This window comes from Streptomyces sp. NPDC003393 (assembly GCF_053589015.1).
The window spans coordinates 370,459-388,743 of sequence record NZ_JBSFRB010000002.1 but is presented as its reverse complement, the minus strand read 5'-3'; the positions used below and the strand labels follow the sequence as shown (position 1 = coordinate 388,743).

General features: G+C 73.4%; 19 protein-coding genes. 7 read left to right on the top strand and 12 right to left on the bottom strand.

What is annotated here, in order from left to right:
• Positions 1-55 precede the first annotated feature (55 nt).
• The 5 genes from ACWDUZ_RS03800 to sigE form a co-directional block, all read right to left on the bottom strand.
• Positions 56-727 carry a hypothetical protein gene (locus tag ACWDUZ_RS03800; RefSeq protein WP_451630139.1) on the bottom strand — a complete coding sequence of 224 codons (672 nt, stop codon included), beginning with the start codon at positions 725-727 and terminating at the stop codon, positions 56-58.
• Positions 728-1,028: 301 nt separating this feature from the next.
• The gene (locus ACWDUZ_RS03795; protein ID WP_451630138.1) at positions 1,029-1,478 is read right to left on the bottom strand and encodes a sec-independent translocase; all 450 of its coding nucleotides are present in this window, start codon (positions 1,476-1,478) and stop codon (positions 1,029-1,031) included.
• A 227-nt stretch (positions 1,479-1,705) separates the two neighbouring features.
• On the bottom strand, positions 1,706-3,823 hold the full coding sequence (locus tag ACWDUZ_RS03790) for a trypsin-like peptidase domain-containing protein (RefSeq protein ID WP_451630137.1): 2,118 nt from the start codon (positions 3,821-3,823) through the stop codon (positions 1,706-1,708).
• A gap of 141 nt (positions 3,824-3,964) precedes the next feature.
• Complete coding sequence (locus tag ACWDUZ_RS03785) at positions 3,965-4,954, bottom strand: zf-HC2 domain-containing protein (RefSeq protein ID WP_451630136.1); 990 nt, start codon at positions 4,952-4,954, stop codon at positions 3,965-3,967.
• Entirely contained in the window at positions 4,951-5,664 is a 714-nt protein-coding gene (gene sigE, locus ACWDUZ_RS03780) for an RNA polymerase sigma factor SigE (protein ID WP_451630135.1), read from the bottom strand. The genes ACWDUZ_RS03785 and sigE overlap by 4 nt, the downstream gene beginning before the upstream one ends.
• 248 nt (positions 5,665-5,912) lie before the next feature.
• On the opposite strand from sigE, the gene ACWDUZ_RS03775 reads away from it, so the two are divergent.
• Entirely contained in the window at positions 5,913-6,608 is a 696-nt protein-coding gene (locus ACWDUZ_RS03775) for an O-methyltransferase (RefSeq protein ID WP_451630182.1), read from the top strand.
• 136 nt (positions 6,609-6,744) lie between these two features.
• On the opposite strand, the gene ACWDUZ_RS03770 is transcribed toward ACWDUZ_RS03775, so the two are convergent.
• Positions 6,745-6,912 (bottom strand): DUF3117 domain-containing protein, encoded by a 168-nt coding sequence (locus ACWDUZ_RS03770; RefSeq protein WP_003966491.1) that lies wholly within the window; start codon positions 6,910-6,912, stop codon positions 6,745-6,747.
• Positions 6,913-7,299: 387 nt separating this feature from the next.
• Here ACWDUZ_RS03770 and chcB point away from each other — a divergent pair, with 387 nt between their 5' ends.
• A complete protein-coding gene (chcB, locus tag ACWDUZ_RS03765) occupies positions 7,300-8,103 on the top strand; it encodes a 2-cyclohexenylcarbonyl CoA isomerase (RefSeq protein ID WP_451630134.1) in 804 nt (267 codons plus the stop codon).
• 31 nt (positions 8,104-8,134) lie between these two features.
• On the opposite strand, the gene ACWDUZ_RS03760 is transcribed toward chcB, so the two are convergent.
• Positions 8,135-8,722, bottom strand: a complete 588-nt coding sequence (locus ACWDUZ_RS03760; RefSeq protein WP_451630181.1) for a DNA-3-methyladenine glycosylase I — start codon at positions 8,720-8,722, stop codon at positions 8,135-8,137.
• A gap of 86 nt (positions 8,723-8,808) precedes the next feature.
• Positions 8,809-9,165: a DivIVA domain-containing protein gene (locus ACWDUZ_RS03755; protein WP_451630133.1), complete on the bottom strand. Its 357-nt coding sequence runs from the start codon at positions 9,163-9,165 to the stop codon at positions 8,809-8,811.
• A gap of 134 nt (positions 9,166-9,299) precedes the next feature.
• On the opposite strand from ACWDUZ_RS03755, the gene folP reads away from it, so the two are divergent.
• Positions 9,300-10,160, top strand: a complete 861-nt coding sequence (gene folP / locus ACWDUZ_RS03750) for a dihydropteroate synthase (RefSeq protein WP_451630132.1) — start codon at positions 9,300-9,302, stop codon at positions 10,158-10,160.
• A gap of 193 nt (positions 10,161-10,353) precedes the next feature.
• Here folP and ACWDUZ_RS03745 read toward each other — a convergent pair whose 3' ends face one another.
• Together ACWDUZ_RS03745 and dapE are read right to left on the bottom strand one after the other, a co-directional pair.
• Positions 10,354-11,112 carry an LOG family protein gene (locus ACWDUZ_RS03745; RefSeq protein WP_451630131.1) on the bottom strand — a complete coding sequence of 253 codons (759 nt, stop codon included), beginning with the start codon at positions 11,110-11,112 and terminating at the stop codon, positions 10,354-10,356.
• 209 nt (positions 11,113-11,321) lie between these two features.
• Positions 11,322-12,401, bottom strand: coding sequence for a succinyl-diaminopimelate desuccinylase (gene dapE / locus ACWDUZ_RS03740; RefSeq protein WP_451630130.1), 1,080 nt, complete (start codon positions 12,399-12,401; stop codon positions 11,322-11,324).
• A gap of 94 nt (positions 12,402-12,495) precedes the next feature.
• Between dapE and ACWDUZ_RS03735 the strand changes: the two genes are divergently transcribed.
• Both ACWDUZ_RS03735 and ACWDUZ_RS03730 read left to right on the top strand, forming a co-directional pair.
• Positions 12,496-13,500, top strand: a complete 1,005-nt coding sequence (locus ACWDUZ_RS03735) for a heavy metal transporter (RefSeq protein WP_451630129.1) — start codon at positions 12,496-12,498, stop codon at positions 13,498-13,500.
• A gap of 408 nt (positions 13,501-13,908) precedes the next feature.
• Complete coding sequence (locus ACWDUZ_RS03730) at positions 13,909-14,325, top strand: ATP-binding protein (protein ID WP_451630128.1); 417 nt, start codon at positions 13,909-13,911, stop codon at positions 14,323-14,325.
• A gap of 151 nt (positions 14,326-14,476) precedes the next feature.
• On the opposite strand, the gene ACWDUZ_RS03725 is transcribed toward ACWDUZ_RS03730, so the two are convergent.
• On the bottom strand, positions 14,477-15,616 hold the full coding sequence (locus ACWDUZ_RS03725; RefSeq protein WP_451630127.1) for a bifunctional succinyldiaminopimelate transaminase/glutamate-prephenate aminotransferase: 1,140 nt from the start codon (positions 15,614-15,616) through the stop codon (positions 14,477-14,479).
• A gap of 135 nt (positions 15,617-15,751) precedes the next feature.
• Positions 15,752-16,072, bottom strand: coding sequence for a ferredoxin (gene fdxA, locus ACWDUZ_RS03720; protein ID WP_030176303.1), 321 nt, complete (start codon positions 16,070-16,072; stop codon positions 15,752-15,754).
• A 140-nt stretch (positions 16,073-16,212) separates the two neighbouring features.
• Between fdxA and ACWDUZ_RS03715 the strand changes: the two genes are divergently transcribed.
• Together ACWDUZ_RS03715 and ACWDUZ_RS03710 are read left to right on the top strand one after the other, a co-directional pair.
• The gene (locus ACWDUZ_RS03715) at positions 16,213-17,325 is read left to right on the top strand and encodes a GNAT family N-acetyltransferase (RefSeq protein ID WP_451630126.1); all 1,113 of its coding nucleotides are present in this window, start codon (positions 16,213-16,215) and stop codon (positions 17,323-17,325) included.
• Between the two features lie 72 nt (positions 17,326-17,397).
• Complete coding sequence (locus tag ACWDUZ_RS03710) at positions 17,398-18,264, top strand: transglutaminase family protein (RefSeq protein ID WP_451630125.1); 867 nt, start codon at positions 17,398-17,400, stop codon at positions 18,262-18,264.
• Positions 18,265-18,285 lie beyond the last annotated feature (21 nt).

Below are 18,285 nucleotides of genomic sequence, written 5' to 3'. Positions count from 1 at the left end.
GTACGACGAAAAGGGGCGCCGCCCGCTGTGGACGGCGCCCCTCTCGTCGCCGGGGTCACGCGTAGGCGGTGATGTCCTTGACCTTGGCGAAGCCGAGCCCGTACGCGCTCATGCCCCGGCCGTACGCCCCCACGTGGACCCCTTCCTGGGTCGACCCCGCGAGCACCCAGCCGAACTCGGACTCGCGGTAGTGGAAGGGGGCCGGGACGCCGTCGACGGGCAGGGACAGGGTCGACCAGTCCGGGCCGGTCAGGTCGTCGGCGAGCACCCACGCCGTCTCGGTCTGCTGCTCCAGCCAGTCGTCGCGCAGGGCGTGGTCCATCTGCATGGGCCAGGTGAAGGACAGCAGGCCCACTCCGGCGAGCCAGGCCGCCGAGGAGACGGTGGTGGCCTCCAGCTGCCCCGTGCCGTCGGCGAGGCGCCGCACGGGGTTGGCGGCGACGGTGACGACGACCGCGAACCTCTCCTTGGGGTCGTCCGGGGAACCGGACATGAACTCGTTGCGCACGGAGGGCTCGTCGCCGTGCCCGATCGAACCGTGTTCGACGGAACCGTCGGCAGAGGTGCCGACCTGCATCAGCCAGCGCGGCCCCGTGAAGGCCTCGTCGAGGCCGTACCACGGGAAGGGCGCCAGCAGGTAGCCGTCGACCGTGCGCTGGGCGGAGGGCCGCTGCTGCCCGTCCTCCGCGGCCGGCGCCTGCGCGACCGCCCTACTTGTCGTCTCCATGTACCCGGACGCCTCCTCGCTCTCGCGGGACCGGGGCTGCCCGCCCCCCTTCGGGCGTACGCGTCCGGTCCGCACAACAACTCGTCAGCATATCGAGCCCGTCTCGGGCAGCCGGGAAATCACCCGGCGCGTGGGTCGCGGAACGGAGCGGGTTCGGGCCGTACGGGGCTGTGCGGGACCGCACGGGACCGTGCGGGCGGGGGCGAGCGGACGGCCCGGGTCGCGGCTCGCGGGACCGCTGTGACCCGGCCGTGGACCGGACGGCGTCGGTCCGGGCGGTATCCGTCCGGACCGCGTCGGGCTACGTGGCGTCCGCGTCGAAGGGCGGGCGGTCGTCGTGGCCGGTGCCGTCCTCGGGCTTCTTGGTCATGTCGACCCGGCTGCCTGCCGAACCCGACGAGGAGGACGAGGAGGACACCGAGTCGGAGTCACGGCTGTGGACGGCGTCCGTGACCTCGGCCATCTCCTTCTTCAGGTCGAAGCCGTTGCGGATCTCCTTCAGCCCCAGGTCCTCGTTCTCCAACTGCTTGCGGATGAACGTCTTGGGGTTGAGGTCCTCGAACTCGAAGTCCTTGAACTCCGGGCCCAGCTCCTGGCGGATGTCCTGCTTGGCGCTCTCCGAGAACTCGCGGATCTTCCGGATCGTGCGCATCACGTCCTGGATGACCTTCGGGAGCTTGTCCGGACCGAACACGAGCACGGCCAGGACGATGATCGTCACCAGCTCGAGCGGTCCTATGTCATTGAACACCTGAAGCTCCTTGCGATGTCCGTGTCCTCGGCCCTCGGGTGGTCCGGCGTGCGCGGGCTCAACCGTGGTCCGGGCCGCAACCACGGTACCCGTCCCATGTACGCTCCCGGTACCGTCCCGAGGTCCCGGAGTGCGCGCGCCCGTCCGGATTTCCGGCTTGTTCGCCTTGTGGCCGCCCTGTGTTGTCCCGTGTCGCGGCCCGGGCGGGCTTCCCTGTGAGCTTCGCGTCAGTCACTGTTCGAGGACCCGAGCACGAGGGAGCCCTTCCGCTGTGTGCCGCCACGTTCGATGGTCAGCTCCAGGCGGTCGCCCGGGCGGTGGGCACGCGTCTTGACGATCAGCTCCTCACCCGAGTGGACGTCCTGGCCGTCCACGGCGGTGATCACGTCACCGGCCTTGATCCCGGCCTTGGCACCGGGTCCGCCCGGGGTGACCGCGGAACCGCCGTCACGCCCCTTGGCGCCGACCTTCGCGCCGTCCCCCGCATAACTCATGTCCAGGGTCACGCCGATCACCGGATGGCTGGCCCGGCCCGTGTTGATCAGCTCCTCGGCGACGCGCTTGGCCTGGTTGACCGGGATGGCGAAGCCGAGCCCGATGGAACCCGCCTGGCCGGTCTGCGGGTCCGAGCCGCTGTCGGCGGAGCGAATGGCCGAGTTGATGCCGATGACCCGGCCCCGGGAGTCGAGGAGGGGCCCGCCGGAGTTGCCCGGGTTGATGGGCGCGTCCGTCTGCAACGCGTCGACGTACGAGAGATCGCTTCCGTCGCCCTTCTCCCCGCCGGCCGTGATGGGGCGCTCCTTGGCACTGATGATGCCGGAGGTGACGGTGTTGGCGAGGTCGAAGGGCGCGCCGATGGCCACGACCGGGTCGCCCACCTGCACGTTGTCGCTGTTGCCGAGGGGCATCGGCGTCAGCCCGCGCACGCCGCGGACCTGGACGACGGCGAGGTCGTAGCCGGTGTCGCGGCCGACGATGGTGGCCTTCGCGGTCTGGCCGCCGCTGAAGGTCACCGATATGTCGCCCGCGGCGCCGCCGGTGGCGGCGGGTTCGACGACGTGGTTGTTGGTGAGGATGTGGCCGAGGCGGTCGAGCACGAAGCCGGTGCCGGTGCCCTGCTCCTCCGAGCCGGTCACGTGCAGGGTCACCACGCTGGGCAGGGCGCGGGCCGCGATGCCCGCGACGCTGTCCGGGGCTCGCCCCGCGGGCTCCTTCCCGGCCTGCGGCAGCTCCACGGCGCCCACGCCGCCGTTGCGCTCGACGTACGCCCCCACGAGCCCGCCGAGCCCTCCGGAGACCAGCGCGAGCACCACGGCCCCGCCGACCAGGACCCGGCGCACCCGCCTCCGCCGCCGCTCCGCGTTCGGCGCCTGGGCCCCGCTGTGCTGCAACGGCCCGCCGAGGGGAGCCGCGGCCCAGGGGTCGTACCGCTGCCAGGGGCCGGGCGCGGCGGGCCCGTCCGCGGCGACCTGAGGAGACGGGACGGCCGGGTGGACGCCGTCGTGGACGGACGCGGCGTCCGGGGCCGGTGTCCGGCCCGTCGGCTCGGCGGCGGCACGGGCGTCACCGTCGGCCGGCGAGGGGCAGGCCGGGGCCGGAGCACCGGGCGGCCGGCTGATCGACACTGACGGGTCCGTGGGCAGGGGGGCCGGGGCCGGGGTGGCGTGCGGTGGGGCCGGGACAGCCGCCGCTGGGGTGCCGGGAGCCGGCACCGGGGCCGGGGCCGCCGGCGCGGAACCCTGGGTCTGTGTCGGGCCGGGTGCGGGTGTCACCGCCGGGTGCTGGACCGGCGGGGCCGGGGCCCAGGGGCCCGGTTCGCCGTACGGCGGAGTGCTGTAGGGGTCGGGCTCGTGGAGGGGCGTGGGCCGTTCGGCGGGGTGCACGGCGTCACCGGGAGCGGCGACCGGGCGGTCACCGGCACCGTCCGCGGCGCGCTCCGCCGCGCCGTCCCCAGCAGGTTCCGCCGGGCTGGGGACCGCCCGCGCCGCCACGCCGTCCCCGGGCGGGGTCGCCATGGCGTTCGTCGCGCGGTCGGCCGCGTCGGCCGGTCCGGGGCCGGTCGGGTCGCCGCCGGGGTCCGTGGAGGCGGGACGGGCGAGGGGGAAGTCGCCGTCGTCCCCGTCCGGGGCAGCGTCCTCGCGCGGGCGCGCGTGGGGACGCCGCAGCTCGTAGTCCCCGCTGCCGCTCCCCCGGGGCGTCGGTGGGCCCGGCTGCGCGCCCACGGTCCCGGCCGGCTCCCCGGGCTCACCCGCGGCTGCCGTGTCCACCGGCCCGGCCGGAGCGACCGACCGGGACCGGGTCCACCACCTCGGGCGGGTGGACTTCGTGGGCTTCCCCTCGTTCATGCTCTCCCCACAGGTGCCCGCGGCACGCCTCGTCGGCGGTGACCGTGCTTCGTCGACTGCCGCGCCCTGAGCGGTGTCATGGGCGCGGCCACCTGGATTCAACCAGGTTCGCGGGTCACCGCGCAGAGGTGTCCGCGCCGGTCAGTGCGCCCGGTGCGAGGCGGGGTGAGTGGGGGAAGCGGACGTGGGGCCGGGGACGGGTGCGGCGAGCGGGCCGGGTGCTCGGAGCTGAGGGTCGGGCGACCAGGCGGTCAGGGAGACGGGCGCGGGCGGGCCGAGCGGACGTATCAGCGGGGACACGGCCGACCCGCCGGGTGCCACGGGCGTCACCGGCGGTCGCGCCGTGTTCCGCACGGGTCCGGTCGCCGTGGTGGCCGCCCCGGGGAGCAGCGGCGCGGACAGCGAGGTGGGCGCCACCGGCACCGCGTCGGCGGACGAGCGCTGGGCCTGCGCGAGCAGGGGTACGGCCGGCTGACGGCGTCGCGTGGCGGCGGAACCCGTCACCGCGCCACCGCTGCCCGTACCCGCCGGGGTCACATTGCTGCCCGCCCCGGAGCCGCCGCGCGCCTCGGTGCCCACATCGCCCGCGGCTCCGGTGGTCACCCCGCCCAGGGCCACCGCGGCCAGCGAAACCGCCCCGGCGGCGACGAACGCGAACCGCAGGCCCCGGGAGGCCGAGCGTTCACCTTCGGGGCGGCCGACGGGGTGTACCCGGAAGCCGCTCTGCCGCTCCGGCTCATCGAGAGCGGAGGAGTGGGGGCCGACCGGCACATAGCGGAACTCGAACGGGTCGCCGCGCCGCACACCGAACGCGCCCGCTCCCCCGGAGAAGCCCGGGAAGCCTCCGGAGGCCGACGAGGAGCCACCGTCGCCGTCGCCTCCCGCGGGCAGGCCCTGGAGGCGGGCCAGGAAGCTCTCGGAGGGCGGCGGCGGGGCCGTCTCGGCGAAGACGTTCTTCAGCCGGCGCTGCGCGTCGACCTCCGCCTTGCACTTCGGACAGGTGGCGACATGGGCCAGGACGCGCTCACGCGTGGCGTGACCGAGCTCTCCGTCCACCAGGGCGGAGAGCCGGTCTCCCAGATGCTGTTCCGCGAGGCCGCTCGCGGCATGGTCGGTTCGTGATCCACTCACGCGGTCGCGCCCCCTCCTCCCAGCGCGGGAACCCGGGGCATGAAGCTGCGGCGCTCGGCCCGGGCCTCGGCCCGCGCCTCGGGCGAGCGGTGCGCGAGGGCCTTGCGCAGCTGCGAGCGGCCTCGGTGGATACGGGAGCGGACCGTGCCGAGCTTGACGCCGAGGGTCGCGGCGATCTCCTCGTAGGACAGGCCCTCGATGTCGCACAGGACGACCGCGGCGCGGAACTCCGGCGCAAGGGTGTCCAGCGCCTGCTGGACGTCCGCGTCGAAGTGCGCGTCGTTGAAGAGCTGCTGCGGGGTGGGCTCCTTGCTGGCCAGCCGCTCGGCCGCGTCCTCGCCGAGCGCGTCGAAGCGGATGCGCTGCTTGCGGCGGACCATGTCCAGGAAGAGGTTCGTGGTGATGCGGTGCAGCCAGCCCTCGAAGGTGCCCGGCGTGTAGGTCGACAGCGAGCGGAAGACGCGGACGAAGACCTCCTGGGTGAGGTCCTCGGCGTCGTGCTGGTTGCCGGTGAGGCGGTAGGCCAGGCGGTAGACGCGACCGCTGTGCGTGCTGACGATCTCCTCCCAGGTGGGCGGAGTCCACGCCTGCCCGTCCGCGTCGCTCGAGAAGGTCGCGGTCGAGGCGATGGCGTCGGCGCGGCTCGGGTCAGCAGCTGTGTCGGTCACGGATTTCGGCCTGCCTGCCGATCCGAGAAAGCGCCGTAGCACTCCTCCCCGATCCACAGACGCAGCCGCACCTCCCCTGTCGGCTCTGGTGGTGTCCAGTGGAGCCCCTACCATAGCCACCTCGCCCGTTAGCTCCGGATAAGCAGTTTTACGAGAATTTGACACGTGCTGCCACGGCTCATCCGGCCGCGTCAGCACGTGCTCTTCGTCCTGATCCATCCCATATCCCCCGTCGCACCCCGGGTCACGCCCCGCGGCATTTCCTCACCCCTTCAAACGACCGGGCTCATCTGCGGGTTCCCGCCGCCAACGGATACAGTCACGCCCAGGCAACCACGGGACAGGAGAGGGTCATTACCGGCAACCGGCAGACGGACTGGGCGTTCGCCGACGCCTATGTCGCCGAGGACGACGCGCTGCGCTGGGCCCGCGACCGGGCCCGTGAGGCAGGCCTGCGCTCGGTGTCGCCCGGCGCGGGCGCGGCGCTGCGGTTGCTCGCGGCGACCGTGGACGCCAAGGCGGTCGCGGAGATCGGCACCGGTACCGGCGTCTCCGGCATCCATCTGCTCAACGGCATGCGCCCGGACGGGGTGCTGACCACCGTCGACACCGAACCGGAGCACCAGCAGTCGGCCCGCCAGGCCTTCCGCGCCGCCGGCTTCGCCAGCAACCGGGCCCGGTTCATCCCCGGCCGCGCCCTGGACGTGCTGCCCCGGCTCGCGGACGCGGGGTACGACCTGGTCTTCTGCGACGGCGACCGGCAGGAGTTCCCCGAGTACCTAGCTGAATCGTTGCGCCTGCTGCGCCCGGGCGGCCTCGTCGTCTTCGAGGGCGTCTTCGCGCACGGGCGGACGGTGGACTCCGGACCGCAGCCGGCGGAGGTCCTGCGGCTGCGGGAGCTCCTGCGCACGGTCCGTGAGAGCCCCGACCTCCTGCCGTCGCTGCTCCCGGTGGGCGACGGCCTCCTGTGCGCGGTCAGACGCTGACCAACCCGGCCAGCCGCCTACCGGCACACCACCCGACGCACCGACCGGCTCCCACCGGCCCGGCATCGCAAAAAAAGCCGCCCCGGCACCGCGTGAGGGTGCCGGGGCAGCCGAAAAGTGTGTGATCGCTCGCGCGTCAGCCGACGACCTTCTTGAGGGCGTCGCCGAGCGCGTCGGCCTCGTCAGGGGTCAGCTCGACGACGAGTCGACCGCCGCCTTCGAGCGGAACGCGCATGACGATGCCCCGCCCCTCCTTGGTCACCTCGAGCGGGCCATCACCCGTCCGCGGCTTCATGGCCGCCATGCTCGTTCCCCTTCCTGAAACCCAGCTCATCGTCAAAGCCGACGGCCCACCGAAGGGCACGCGCGGTCCTCGTCCACAACGGCCCAGGACACGCGACACCGGCATCGAACACATTGCTTCCCGGCCATTATCCCGCATCTCAGGACCCGATGACCAACATCGGTTGGCATCGCTTGGGCAACGCGCGCGAGCAAAACCACTCAATTCGGCGATGTGGCTGCGATACTGCGCCCCCGCACGGACATTCCCCGGCGATCGGCCCGGGGAAATTGTTTGACGCAGGTCACACGTCGGCTCCGCGCTCCCGTCGGTGATCTCCGTCATGCTGTCCTTCGGAGGGCGTACCGAACGGTACGTCGACAGCCGCGACACCGGAGGGGATGCCCCATGGCCGACACCGTGCTCTACGAGGTGAGCGACGGGCTCGCGACGATCACGCTGAACCGCCCGGAGGCGATGAACGCGCTGAACATCGCGACGAAGGCCGCCCTGCGGGACGCGGTCCGGTCCGCGGCGGACGACGACGGCGTACGGGCCGTGCTCCTGACCGCCGCCGGGGACAGGGCGTTCTGCGTGGGCCAGGACCTCAAGGAGCACATCGGGCTGCTGACCGCCGACCGCGAGGCCGGGTCCGGGCAGACGATGAGCACCGTCCGGGAGCACTACAACCCGATCGTGCGGGCGCTCGCCGGCGCCCGGAAGCCGGTGGTCGCCGCCGTGAACGGGGTCGCCGCCGGGGCCGGCCTCGGCTTCGCGCTCGCCGCCGACTACCGGATCGTGGCGGCGACGGCGGCCTTCAACACCTCGTTCGCGGGCGTGGCCCTCACCGCCGACTCCGGCATCTCCTGGACCCTGCCGCGGGTCGTCGGGCCGAGCCGCGCCATGGACCTGCTGCTCTTCCCGCGCAGCATCTCCGCCCAGGAGGCGTACGAGCTGGGAATCGCCAACCGCGTCGTGGCGGCGGACGAGCTGCGCGCCGAGGCCGAGAAGGTGGCGCGGGCACTGGCGGAGGGTCCGACGCTGGCGTACGCCGCGCTCAAGGAGTCCGTGGCCCACGGCCTGACGCACTCCCTGGAGGAGACGCTGGAGAAGGAGGACGAGCTCCAGACGCTGGCGGGACGGTCCGAGGACCACGCCATCGCCGTGCAGGCCTTCGTGAACAAGGAGAGGCCGAAGTACCTGGGGCGCTGACCGCGGACCCGGCCCGCTGCCGCCCCGGAGGTCACGGGCGGCGGCGGGCGACGCAGTCCAGGAGGTGGTCGTCGACCAGCCCGCACGCCTGCATCAGGGCATAGGCCGTCGTCGGGCCGACGAAGCGCAGTCCGCGCTTCTTCAGGGCCTTGGACAGGGCCGTGGACTCCGGGGTGACCGCCGGGACGTCGGAGAGCGTCTTCGGGACCGGCCGGCCGGCCGGGTCGGGCGCGTGCGACCAGATGAGGGCGTCCAGCTCGCCCGGGGACCACTCGGCGAGCACACGCGCGTTGGCGAGGGTCGCGTCGATCTTGGCGCGGTTGCGGATGATGCCCGCGTCGGCGAGCAGACGCTCGCGGTCGGCGTCGGTGAACTCGGCCACCTCGGCGATCCGGAAGCCGGCGAAGGCGGCGCGGAAGCCGGGCCGGCGGCGCAGGATGGTGATCCACGACAGCCCCGACTGGAAGGCCTCCAGGCTGAGGCGCTCGTAGAGGGCGTCGTCGCCGTGGACCGCGCGGCCCCACTCCTCGTCGTGGTAGGCCACGTACTCCGCCGCGGACAGCGCCCACGGGCAGCGCAGGGCGCCGTCCGGCCCGGCCAGCGCGGCACCGGCCGTCACCATGCCGCCGGTCACCGTGTCGTCGTTCACCTGTTCCTCGGTCACCGGGGCGCCGGTCACCGTGCGCTCGGTCGCCGAACTCTCCGTCACTGCTGGTCCTCCGGGTCGGGCTTGGCCATGCGAACGTGGGCCGCGGCGGCCCGGGCGCCGGCCAGTGCGGACTCCAGGTCGGCGATCCGGGCGTCACGCTCGGCCAGTTCCGCGCCCAGCCGGCCGAGCGCGTCGTCCACGTCCGCCATGCGGTAACCGCGCAGGGCGAGCGGGAAACGCAGGAACTCCACGTCGGCGCGCCTCACCCGGCGGTCCGGCGGCAGCGGGTCGTGCAACCGCTCGGGCGCGGCCTCGGGCAGCGGACCGGCGCCCTCACCGCCGCCCACCACCGCGAGTGTCACCGCGGCGACCACGACCGCGAGCGCGACGACCAGGAACAAGAACATAACCATCGCTGGGGTCCCCACGGAGTCCGGAGTCTGTCGTAAGTGTCGAGGTCCGATCGTGCCATGCGACGCTGACAGTTAGGGTCGCAGGCGGCCGCAGGCCGGAACGTATCGCACCGCACGAGAAGAGGTCACAGGGGATGCTCAGGCTGGGCAGGCGTGAATTCGACGCGCACGAGCCGGTGATCATGGCGATCGTCAACCGGACCCCTGACTCCTTCTACGACCAGGGGGCGACGTTCCGTGACGAGCCGGCCCTGGCCCGCGTGGAACAGGCGGTCGCCGAGGGCGCCGCGATCGTCGACATCGGCGGGGTGAAGGCCGGGCCCGGCGAGGAGGTCACCGCCGAGGAGGAGGCCCGGCGCACGGTCGGCTTCGTGGCCGAGGTGCGGCGGCGCTTCCCGGACGTGGTGATCAGCGTCGACACCTGGCGCGCCGAGGTCGGCGAGGCGGTCTGCGAGGCCGGGGCGGATCTGCTCAACGACGCGTGGGGCGGCGTGGACCCGCGCCTCGCCGAGGTCGCGGCGCGGTACGAGGTGGGACTGGTGTGCACGCACGCGGGCGGCGCAGAGCCGCGGACCCGGCCGCACCGGGTGACGTACGACGACGTCATGGCCGACATCCTGCGGGTGACCCTGGGGCTGGCCGAGCGGGCCGTGGCGCTCGGCGTGCCCCGGGAGTCGGTGCTGATCGATCCCGGGCACGACTTCGGGAAGAACACGCGGCACAGCCTGGAGGCGACGCGGCGGCTGGACGAGATGGTCGCCACCGGATGGCCGGTGCTGGTGTCCTTGTCCAACAAGGACTTCGTGGGAGAGACGCTGGACAAGCCGGTGAAGGAGCGGGTGCTGGGCACGCTGGCCACCACGGCTGTCTCGGCGTGGCTGGGGGCCCAGGTGTACCGGGTGCACGAGGTCGCCGAGACCCGGCAGGTGCTGGACATGGTGGCGGCCATCGCGGGGCACCGGGCCCCGGCCGTGGCCCGGCGGGGGCTGGCGTAGGACCTTTCCCGCCCCCGGCCGCTGCGGCCTTCCCGCCCCGGAGGGCTTCGCCCCCACACGCCCGAGGGGCGCTTTGTCGAGCGCGGGTGGGCGGGGCCGGGCGCGTCACGCGGCGGGGCCGCGCCCAGGCACGGACCCGCGCCCGAAGCACCGCGGACCCCTCGGGCACCGGCCCGGAGCCCGCGAGCCCCCGCTACCTGCCCGCCTCCTTCGACATCAGGGCGACGGCCTCGTCCACGTCGTCCGTCACGTGGAAGAGGTTCAGGTCCGCTGCCGCGGCCTTGCCCTCGGCGATGAGGGTGTGCTTCAGCCAGTCGACCAGGCCGCCCCAGTAGGCGGTGCCGAAGAGGACGATCGGGAAGCCGGTGACCTTCTGGGTCTGGACGAGGGTGAGCGCCTCGAAGAGCTCGTCGAGGGTGCCGAGGCCGCCGGGGAGGACCACGAACCCCTGCGCGTACTTCACGAACATCATCTTGCGGACGAAGAAGTAGCGGAAGTTGAGCCCGACGTCGACGTAGGGGTTCAGGCCCTGCTCGAAGGGGAGCTCGATACCCAGGCCCACCGAGGTGCCGCCGGCCTCCCAGGCGCCCTTGTTCGCGGCCTCCATGGCGCCCGGGCCACCGCCGGTGATCACCGCGAAGCCCGCCTCGACCAGGCCGCGTCCCAGCCGCACGCCGGCCTCGTACTCGGGCGAGTGGACGGGCGTGCGGGCCGAACCGAACACACTGATCGCGGGTGGCAGTTCCGCCAGCGTGCCGAAGCCCTCGATGAACTCCGACTGGATGCGCAGCACCCGCCAGGGGTCGGTGTGCACCCAGTCGGTGGGGGCGCGCTCGTCCAGCAGTCGCTGGTCGGTGGTGCTGGCCTGGACCTGGCCCCGCCGCAGGAGGACCGGTCCCGTGCGCTGCTCGTCCGGTGGCCGCTTCTTGCCCTCGGGGTTGCCTGTAGGCATGTGCACTCCCTCCGCGTTCGGGCCTCCCCCGGGACCGGCCGGGGCCGGGACCTCGGGGGGACGTTCCACTTCAGCGTAGATCTACGCGGGTTACCGGCGGGGGACCTCGGCATGTCCGCCGTGAGGAACCGGGGGAGAGCTCCCCGCGGCCGTCGGACGATCAGGCGGACGGGTGGGACGGCCGGACAGGCGGTCGGGCGGTCGGGTGGTCAGGTGGTCAGCCAGGCCCGCAGGCGCTCCTCACCGGCCAGGATCTTCGCCGTCTCCACCCGCTCGTCCTTCTTGTGCGCGAGGATCGGGTTCCCGGGTCCGTAGTTGACGGCCGGGACGCCGACCGCCGAGAAGCGGGACACGTCCGTCCAGCCGTACTTGGGCTTCGGGGTGCCGCCGACCGCCTCGACGAACGCCGCGGCGGCCGGGTGGCTCAGGCCGGGCAGGGCGCCGGGGCTGTGGTCGTCGACCACGAACTCCTCCACCCCGCAGTCCGCGAAGACCTCGCGGACGTGGGCGATCGCCTCCTCCTCCGTACGGTCGGGGGCGTAGCGGAAGTTGACGGTGACGACGCACTCGTCGGGGATGACGTTGCCCGCCACGCCGCCGGAGACGCCGACCGCGTTGAGGCCCTCGCGGTACTCCAGCCCGTCGATGACCGGGTGGCGGGGTTCGTACGACGCAAGGCGCGCGAGGATCGGGGCCGCCGCGTGGATGGCGTTGGAGCCCATCCAGCCGCGCGCCGAGTGGGCCCGCTCGCCCCTGGTCCTCAGCAGCACGCGCAGGGTGCCCTGGCAGCCGCCCTCGACCTCGCCGTCGGAAGGCTCCAGCAGGACCGCGAAGTCGCCTTCCAGCCACTCCGGACGGGCGTCGGCGACGCGCCCCAGGCCGTTCAGCTCCGCGGCGACCTCCTCGTTGTCGTAGAAGACGAAGGTCAGGTCGCGGTTGGGGGCGGGGACCGTGGCCGCGATGCGCAGCTGGACGGCCACCCCGGACTTCATGTCGCAGGTGCCGCAGCCCCAGAGCACCCCGTTCTCGTCGAGCCGGGAGGGGACGTTGCCGGCGATGGGGACGGTGTCGATGTGGCCGGCCAGGACGACGCGCTGGGACCGGCCGAGGTTCGTCCGGGCGACGACGTTGTTGCCGAGCCGGTCGACGGTCAGGTGCGGCAGGGCGCGCAGCGCGGTCTCGATCGCGTCGGCCAGCGGCTTCTCCGTGCCGCTCTCCGAGGGGAAGTCGACGAGCTGCGCGGTCAGCCGCGCGGCGTCCAGCGTGAGGTCAAGTGGGGTATCGGCCATGGCGTCGACCCTAACCCGGTCAACGTCCGGAACGCGGCCGCGTCTTGTTCTCACAGGCCTCGATGGCCCCATCCGTCTCCAGTACCTTGTACGCGTGCCAGAGCCGTCCGCCCCTTCGAAGCGTCGTGGCCGCCTCCTCAGGATCGGGGCGGCCCTGGTCGTCCTGCTCGCGGTCGCGGGATACCTCGTCGTGCAGTACCTCACCGGCGGCACGGGAAGACCGGGCTGCAAGGTCGTCTCCGCCGACGACGACGGCCCCGGCTATCGGTTCACCCCGGAGCAGGCGGTGAACGCCGCGACGATCGCGGCCGTCGGCACCGGGCGCGGGATGCCCGAGCGGGCGGTGACGATCGCGCTGGCGACCGCCCTTCAGGAGTCGGGCCTGCGCAACATCCGGCACGGCGACCGGGACTCCCTGGGGCTGTTCCAGCAGCGGCCCTCGCAGGGCTGGGGAACGCCGAAGCAGATCATGGAGCCGACGTACGCGGCCGGAGTGTTCTACGAGCACCTGGCCAAGGTCCCGGGCTACACGAGACTGCCGCTCACCGTGGCCGCGCAGCGGGTGCAGCGCAGCGGCTTCCCGCAGGCATACGCCAAGCACGAGCCGGACGCCACCCTGCTCGCCGCCGCGCTCACCGGGCGCTCCGCGGCCACCCTGACCTGCAAGGGCCGTCCGGGCCCCACCCGTGCCTCCGGGCCGGACGCGGTACGGGCCGCGCTCGTCCGCGACTTCGGGCGGGAGGTGCTCCAGGAGGCCGGCGCCGAGGTGGGCGGCAGCGAGGCCTCCTCGCCGAAGCCGAGGACGACGCCCTCGCCGGGCGCGGCGTCCGGCGGGGACGGCCGGACCGTGACCCTGCCGGTGGGCGACGGCACCGGCACGGGAACCGCCGACGGGCGCAGCGCGGTGCAGCGCGGCTGGCAGCTGGCGCACTGGGCGGTGGCCAACGCCTCGGCGCTGCACATCGAACGCGTCTCCTACGCCGGACGGGAGTGGACCGCCGGGTTCACCGACGTCGGCTGGCGCACGACCGACGCGAAGAACGCGGAGGGAGGCACCGGGCAGGACGCGGCGGCCGTACGTATCACCACCGCACGCTAGTGCTGTGCCCGGCCTCGGGCGGACGACGGAAACGTGACGACAGGACCTGGTACGGACGTACGGCTCGTCACCCGTCGGGATTGTGGGACGCGGGCCGGACCGCCGGGGCGCGCAGGTTTTCGCGCCGTCACTCCTGTGGTTGCCGCGGCCCTTGGGAGCGCTGCGACGTAAGGATTCAGCGCGGTGCGGCCACACCCCTGGTTCCGACCTCTTTATCCGGTTTCCGCCCCAACCGATAATGCGACGCATTGCCAATTCTTTACATCGGGTCGCCGCAACCTTCGTGCCCTTCGAGCGGTAGTCACTGCGTCCGAGCCCGGCCGGGCGGCGGCCGCCACGGTCGCACATCGACCTCAGCTACCGGGCCGAGCAGGACAGTTCAGAGTTCTCATCCGTCGAAGGAGCAACATGTCCCTCCCCTTGACCCGCCGGATCGCCCGTGCCGCGCTGCTCGTCGCTGCGGGAGCGGCCGCCGGGGTCGGTGCGGCCGGCTCCGCCGGCGCTGCCCCCGCGCTGCCGGCCACCCCGAACCTCGGTGGCCTGACCGCCCTGGACGGGGCGAACGTCGGCGGCACCGTGGGCGGTGCGGCGCAGCACGTCACCGGGGTCGCGGGCGACACCGGCGGCAAGGCGGTCCAGCAGGCGGTGCCGGCCGCGGGCAGGCCCGGCGGCAAGCTCGTGAAGAAGGCGACGCCGGTGGCGCGGAAGGCGGCGGGCGACGCGGCGGGGGCCGCGGGTGGTCTGCTCGGTGACGCGACGAAGACGGCCACGAAGGGCGGGGGGCCGGTGCAGGGGCTGCCGGTCTCCGGTCTGCCGCTCGGCTGAGAGCCGCCGGTGCGGCACGGGGTCCAGGGTTTCCCTGAACCCCGTTGCCTTGCACGGTCACGGGAGCCGGAGGCCGCGCCCGCCCTCCCCCGTGGTCCGAGGGACGGGAAGGTGCCCGGGTCAGCCTGCGGAACGACTGCCCACGGCCAGGTCACAGGCGGGCGACCGCTGCCGCCACTCGCTCGTCCGTGGCGGTGAGGGCCACCCGGACGAACCTGTCGCCCGCCGGGCCGTAGAAGTCGCCGGGGGCGACCAGGATGCCCCGTTCGGCCAGGTGGGAGACCGTGTCCCAGCAGGACTCGTCCCTCGTGGCCCACAGGTAGAGACTGGCCTCGCTGTGCTCGATGCGGAAGCCGTGGGAGAGCAGGGCCCGGCGGAGAGCGGTCCGCCGGGCGGCGTAGCGCTCGCGCTGCTCGCGGACGTGCGTGTCGTCGCCCAGGGCGGCCACCGCCGCGGCCTGGGTCGGCGCGGAGGTCATCATGCCGCCGTGCTTGCGGATCTCCAGCAGCGGGCCGAGGACCGCCGGGTCACCGGCCAGGAACGCCGCGCGGTAGCCCGCCAGGTTCGAGCGCTTCGACAACGAGTGCACCGCGACGATGCCCTCGTAGGAGCCGCCGTTGACGTCGGGGCGCAGGACCGAGACCGGGTCGACCTCCCAGCCCAGCTCCAGGTAGCACTCGTCGGAGAAGAGCAGGACGTTGTGTTCGCGGGCCCAGGCGACGATCCGCGTCAGCTCCTGAGCGGTCAGGACCCGGCCCGTGGGGTTGGAGGGCGAGTTCAGCCACAGGAGCCTGAGGTTCGTCGGGTCCAGCTCTGTCGGATCGTCGTAGGCCACGTGGTCCGTGCGGGCCAGACGGGCGCCGACCTCGTAGGTGGGGTAGGCCAGGCGCGGGAAGGCGACCTTGTCGCCGGGGCCGAGACCGAGCTGTGTGGGCAGCCAGGCGACCAGTTCCTTGGACCCGACGACCGGCAGGACGTGGCGGTGGGTGATCCCGCGCGCGCCCAGACGGCGCTCGGTCCAGGCGGTGATCGCGTCGCGCAGCTCGGACGTACCCCACACCGTCGGGTAGCCCGGCGAGTCGGCCGCCGCGATCAGCGCCTTCTGGATCAGCTCGGGGACCGGGTCGACCGGGGTGCCGACCGACAGGTCGACGATGCCGTCCGGGTGCGCCGCGGCGGTCTTCTTGTACGGCTCGAGCCTGTCCCAAGGGAAGACCGGAAGACGGTCGCGAAGCGACTGCCCGGACGAGGGGTGGCGGGCGGCGGAAGGGCGGTCGGAGACTGCGGACACGGGAATCAGGCTCACTTTCTTCGGTGGCGTGCGCCCGGTACGGCGAACGCCTCGGTCCCGTACGGCAGTCCGAAGCGCCGGAGGCGATCAGGCCGTACGGGACCGAGGCGGCGCGGTGTGCGGGCCGCTTGAGGGTTACTCGCCCTGCGGCGGCAGCGCGGCGACGACGGGGTGGTCGCGCTCGATCAGCCCCAGCTTGCTGGCGCCGCCGGGAGAGCCGAGCTCGTCGAAGAACTCGACGTTCGCCTTGTAGTAGTCCTTCCACTCCTCCGGCACGTCGTCCTCGTAGAAGATCGCCTCGACCGGGCAGACCGGCTCGCAGGCTCCGCAGTCGACGCATTCGTCCGGGTGGATGTACAAGGACCGCTGGCCCTCGTAGATGCAGTCGACCGGGCACTCCTCGATGCACGCCTTGTCCTTGACGTCGACACAAGGCTGCGCGATGACGTAGGTCACGCTGTCGTTCCTCCTCGATAGGGCGCTGGCGGGCCTCCACAGGCTCCGCCGCCTGGCGCGCGGGAGCGCGGCGTCGTCGATGCCCGCCCCTAGTATCTCCGTTCCGGGGCATGATCCGAACAGGAGGGGTGAACTGACCTGTGGAAATCTCGTCGACAGGACGCTTCGAAGTTCGTATCACCGCTGCTGACGTGGGCAAACGGGTCTCGGTACGGCGGTTGAGCGAACCTGGTGGAACGGGTGAGAAGTTCACCGACACGGTGGGTGTTCTCATATCATGGGACAAGGGTGTGCTGCTGATCACACGCAAGAGCGGCGAGACGGTGCGGATCGCGGAGTCCTCGCTGGTCGCCGGGAAGGTCGTGCCCGCCCGTCCCCCGACCGCCGCGGCCCGCCGCCGGGGCCCCGCGGCGACCTACGAGGAGCTCGCGCGGATCACCGCGCGGGCCTGGCGGCCGGTGGAGAGCGAGCGGCTCGGCGAGTGGGAGCTGCGGGCGGCGGTCCAGGAGGTGCCGCGCGACGGGGGTCCCCCCAGGCGTGCGGCTCTGGGAGAGCGTCCGTGGGGGGTGGTGGCCGGGCGACGGGCGGGCTTCACGCGGCGGGCCAACTCCGTGCTGCCGCTCGGCGATCCCGGTCTTCCGCTCGACGAGGCACTGACCGCCGTACGACGCTGGTACCAGGAACGCGGCCTGCCCGCGTACATCCAGGTGGCCACCGGAGCCGAGCGCACGCAGGAAGTGCTGTGCGCGGAGCTGGAGCGGCGCGTCTGGGTGCGCGAGGTGACCGCCGAACTGTGGACCGGGGCGCTTGCGCCGGTCGCGGACCGGTCCGAGGGCTCCGGGGTCGTGCTGTCCCGCACGGCCGACGAGGCATGGCTTGCGCGCTACCAGCGCAAGGGGGTGAGCGAGGTGGCCCTGAAGGTCCTGGGCAGCGGGCCCTCGGTGTGGTTCGCGACGGTGCCCGGCGCGGCCGGGGAGGCACCTGCCGCGATCGGGCGGTGTGTCGTCGACGGGCGGTGGGCGTCGTTCGCCGCCGTGGAGGTGGATCCGGCGCGGCGGCGGCAGGGTCTGGCCACCACCGTCATGGCCGCGCTCGCCCGGCAGGCCCTCGCGGAGGGGGCGTCGGCCGCGTGCCTCCAGGTGGAGGCCGACAACGCGGGAGCGCGCGCGCTGTACGCCGGCAGCGGCTTCACGGCACACCACGCCTACCACCACTACCGGGAGCCCGCGTCGCCGCCGCCGACGTCCGCGTGACGCACCTCGTGTGACGTCCGCCCGTTCGGCGTCCGACCGCGTGACGCCGCCGTGAAAGGGCAAGAGCCTGCCATGCCAGCCATACGTCCCTCCTGTCCCCCGCCGCCGCCCCCCGAACGGGCCGCCGCGCTGCGCCGGCGGTTCGCCGAGGAGGCGCGGTCCGAGCGGCCCGACCTGTCGGTGCTGTGCCTGCTGGTGGGCGCGACGGCCGACGGGACCCTGGACGAGGCCGGCCTGGACACGGCGCAGCTGGAACTGGACGACCTGGCCGGGCAGCTGCCGTACCGGCCGGGCGGCCCCCGGGCGTGGGCCCAGGCCCTGCGCGATCTGCTCGGCGGCCGCTACGGCTTCCACGGCTCGGCCGCCGACTACCAGCGCCTGGAGTCCTCCCTGCTGCACGAGGTGCTGCGGCGGCGGCGCGGGCTGCCCATCCTGCTGTCGATGGTGTGGATGGAGGTCGCGCGGCGGGCCGGCGCGCCGGTCTACGGGGTGGCACTGCCCGGTCACTTCGTGGTGGGGTTCGGCACGGCGGAGGAGCAGGTGCTCGCCGACCCGTTCGACGGGGGCAGGGTGCTCACCGGGGCGGACGCGGAGCTGCTGGTCGTCGGGGCCACCGGGTCCCCGCTGCACCCTTCGATGCTCACTCCGGCGGACCCGCTGGACGTCGTGCTGCGGATCCTGAACAACATCCGGGCCTGGGCCGCGGCGCGGCCCGAACGCTCCGACGTGGCGCTGTGGGCGGTGGACCTGTCGCTGCTGCTGCCGTCGCATCCGGCGCGGCTGCGGTACGAGCGGGCGCAGCTGCTGGTGCAGCGGGCGGACTTCCTGGGCGGGGCGCGGGAGCTGGAGGCGTACGCCGAGGTGGTCGGCGCGGCGGACGAGGCGGCGGCGGAACGGGTGCGGGGGCAGGCTCGGGCGGCGCGGGCGCTGTTGAACTGAGCGGTGCGCCGGCCCGCGGCT

Coding starts and splice junctions, on each gene's coding strand:
- ACWDUZ_RS03730 (WP_451630128.1), top strand. CDS start 13,909: ATGTCCCTCCCCTTGACCCGCCGGATCGCCCGTGCCGCGCTGCTCGTC.
- ACWDUZ_RS03710 (WP_451630125.1), top strand. CDS start 17,398: ATGCCAGCCATACGTCCCTCCTGTCCCCCGCCGCCGCCCCCCGAACGG.
- folP (WP_451630132.1), top strand. CDS start 9,300: ATGCTCAGGCTGGGCAGGCGTGAATTCGACGCGCACGAGCCGGTGATC.
- ACWDUZ_RS03800 (WP_451630139.1), bottom strand. CDS start 727: ATGGAGACGACAAGTAGGGCGGTCGCGCAGGCGCCGGCCGCGGAGGAC.
- ACWDUZ_RS03790 (WP_451630137.1), bottom strand. CDS start 3,823: ATGAACGAGGGGAAGCCCACGAAGTCCACCCGCCCGAGGTGGTGGACC.
- ACWDUZ_RS03755 (WP_451630133.1), bottom strand. CDS start 9,165: ATGGTTATGTTCTTGTTCCTGGTCGTCGCGCTCGCGGTCGTGGTCGCC.
- ACWDUZ_RS03770 (WP_003966491.1), bottom strand. CDS start 6,912: ATGGCGGCCATGAAGCCGCGGACGGGTGATGGCCCGCTCGAGGTGACC.
- chcB (WP_451630134.1), top strand. CDS start 7,300: ATGGCCGACACCGTGCTCTACGAGGTGAGCGACGGGCTCGCGACGATC.
- dapE (WP_451630130.1), bottom strand. CDS start 12,401: ATGGCCGATACCCCACTTGACCTCACGCTGGACGCCGCGCGGCTGACC.
- ACWDUZ_RS03745 (WP_451630131.1), bottom strand. CDS start 11,112: ATGCCTACAGGCAACCCCGAGGGCAAGAAGCGGCCACCGGACGAGCAG.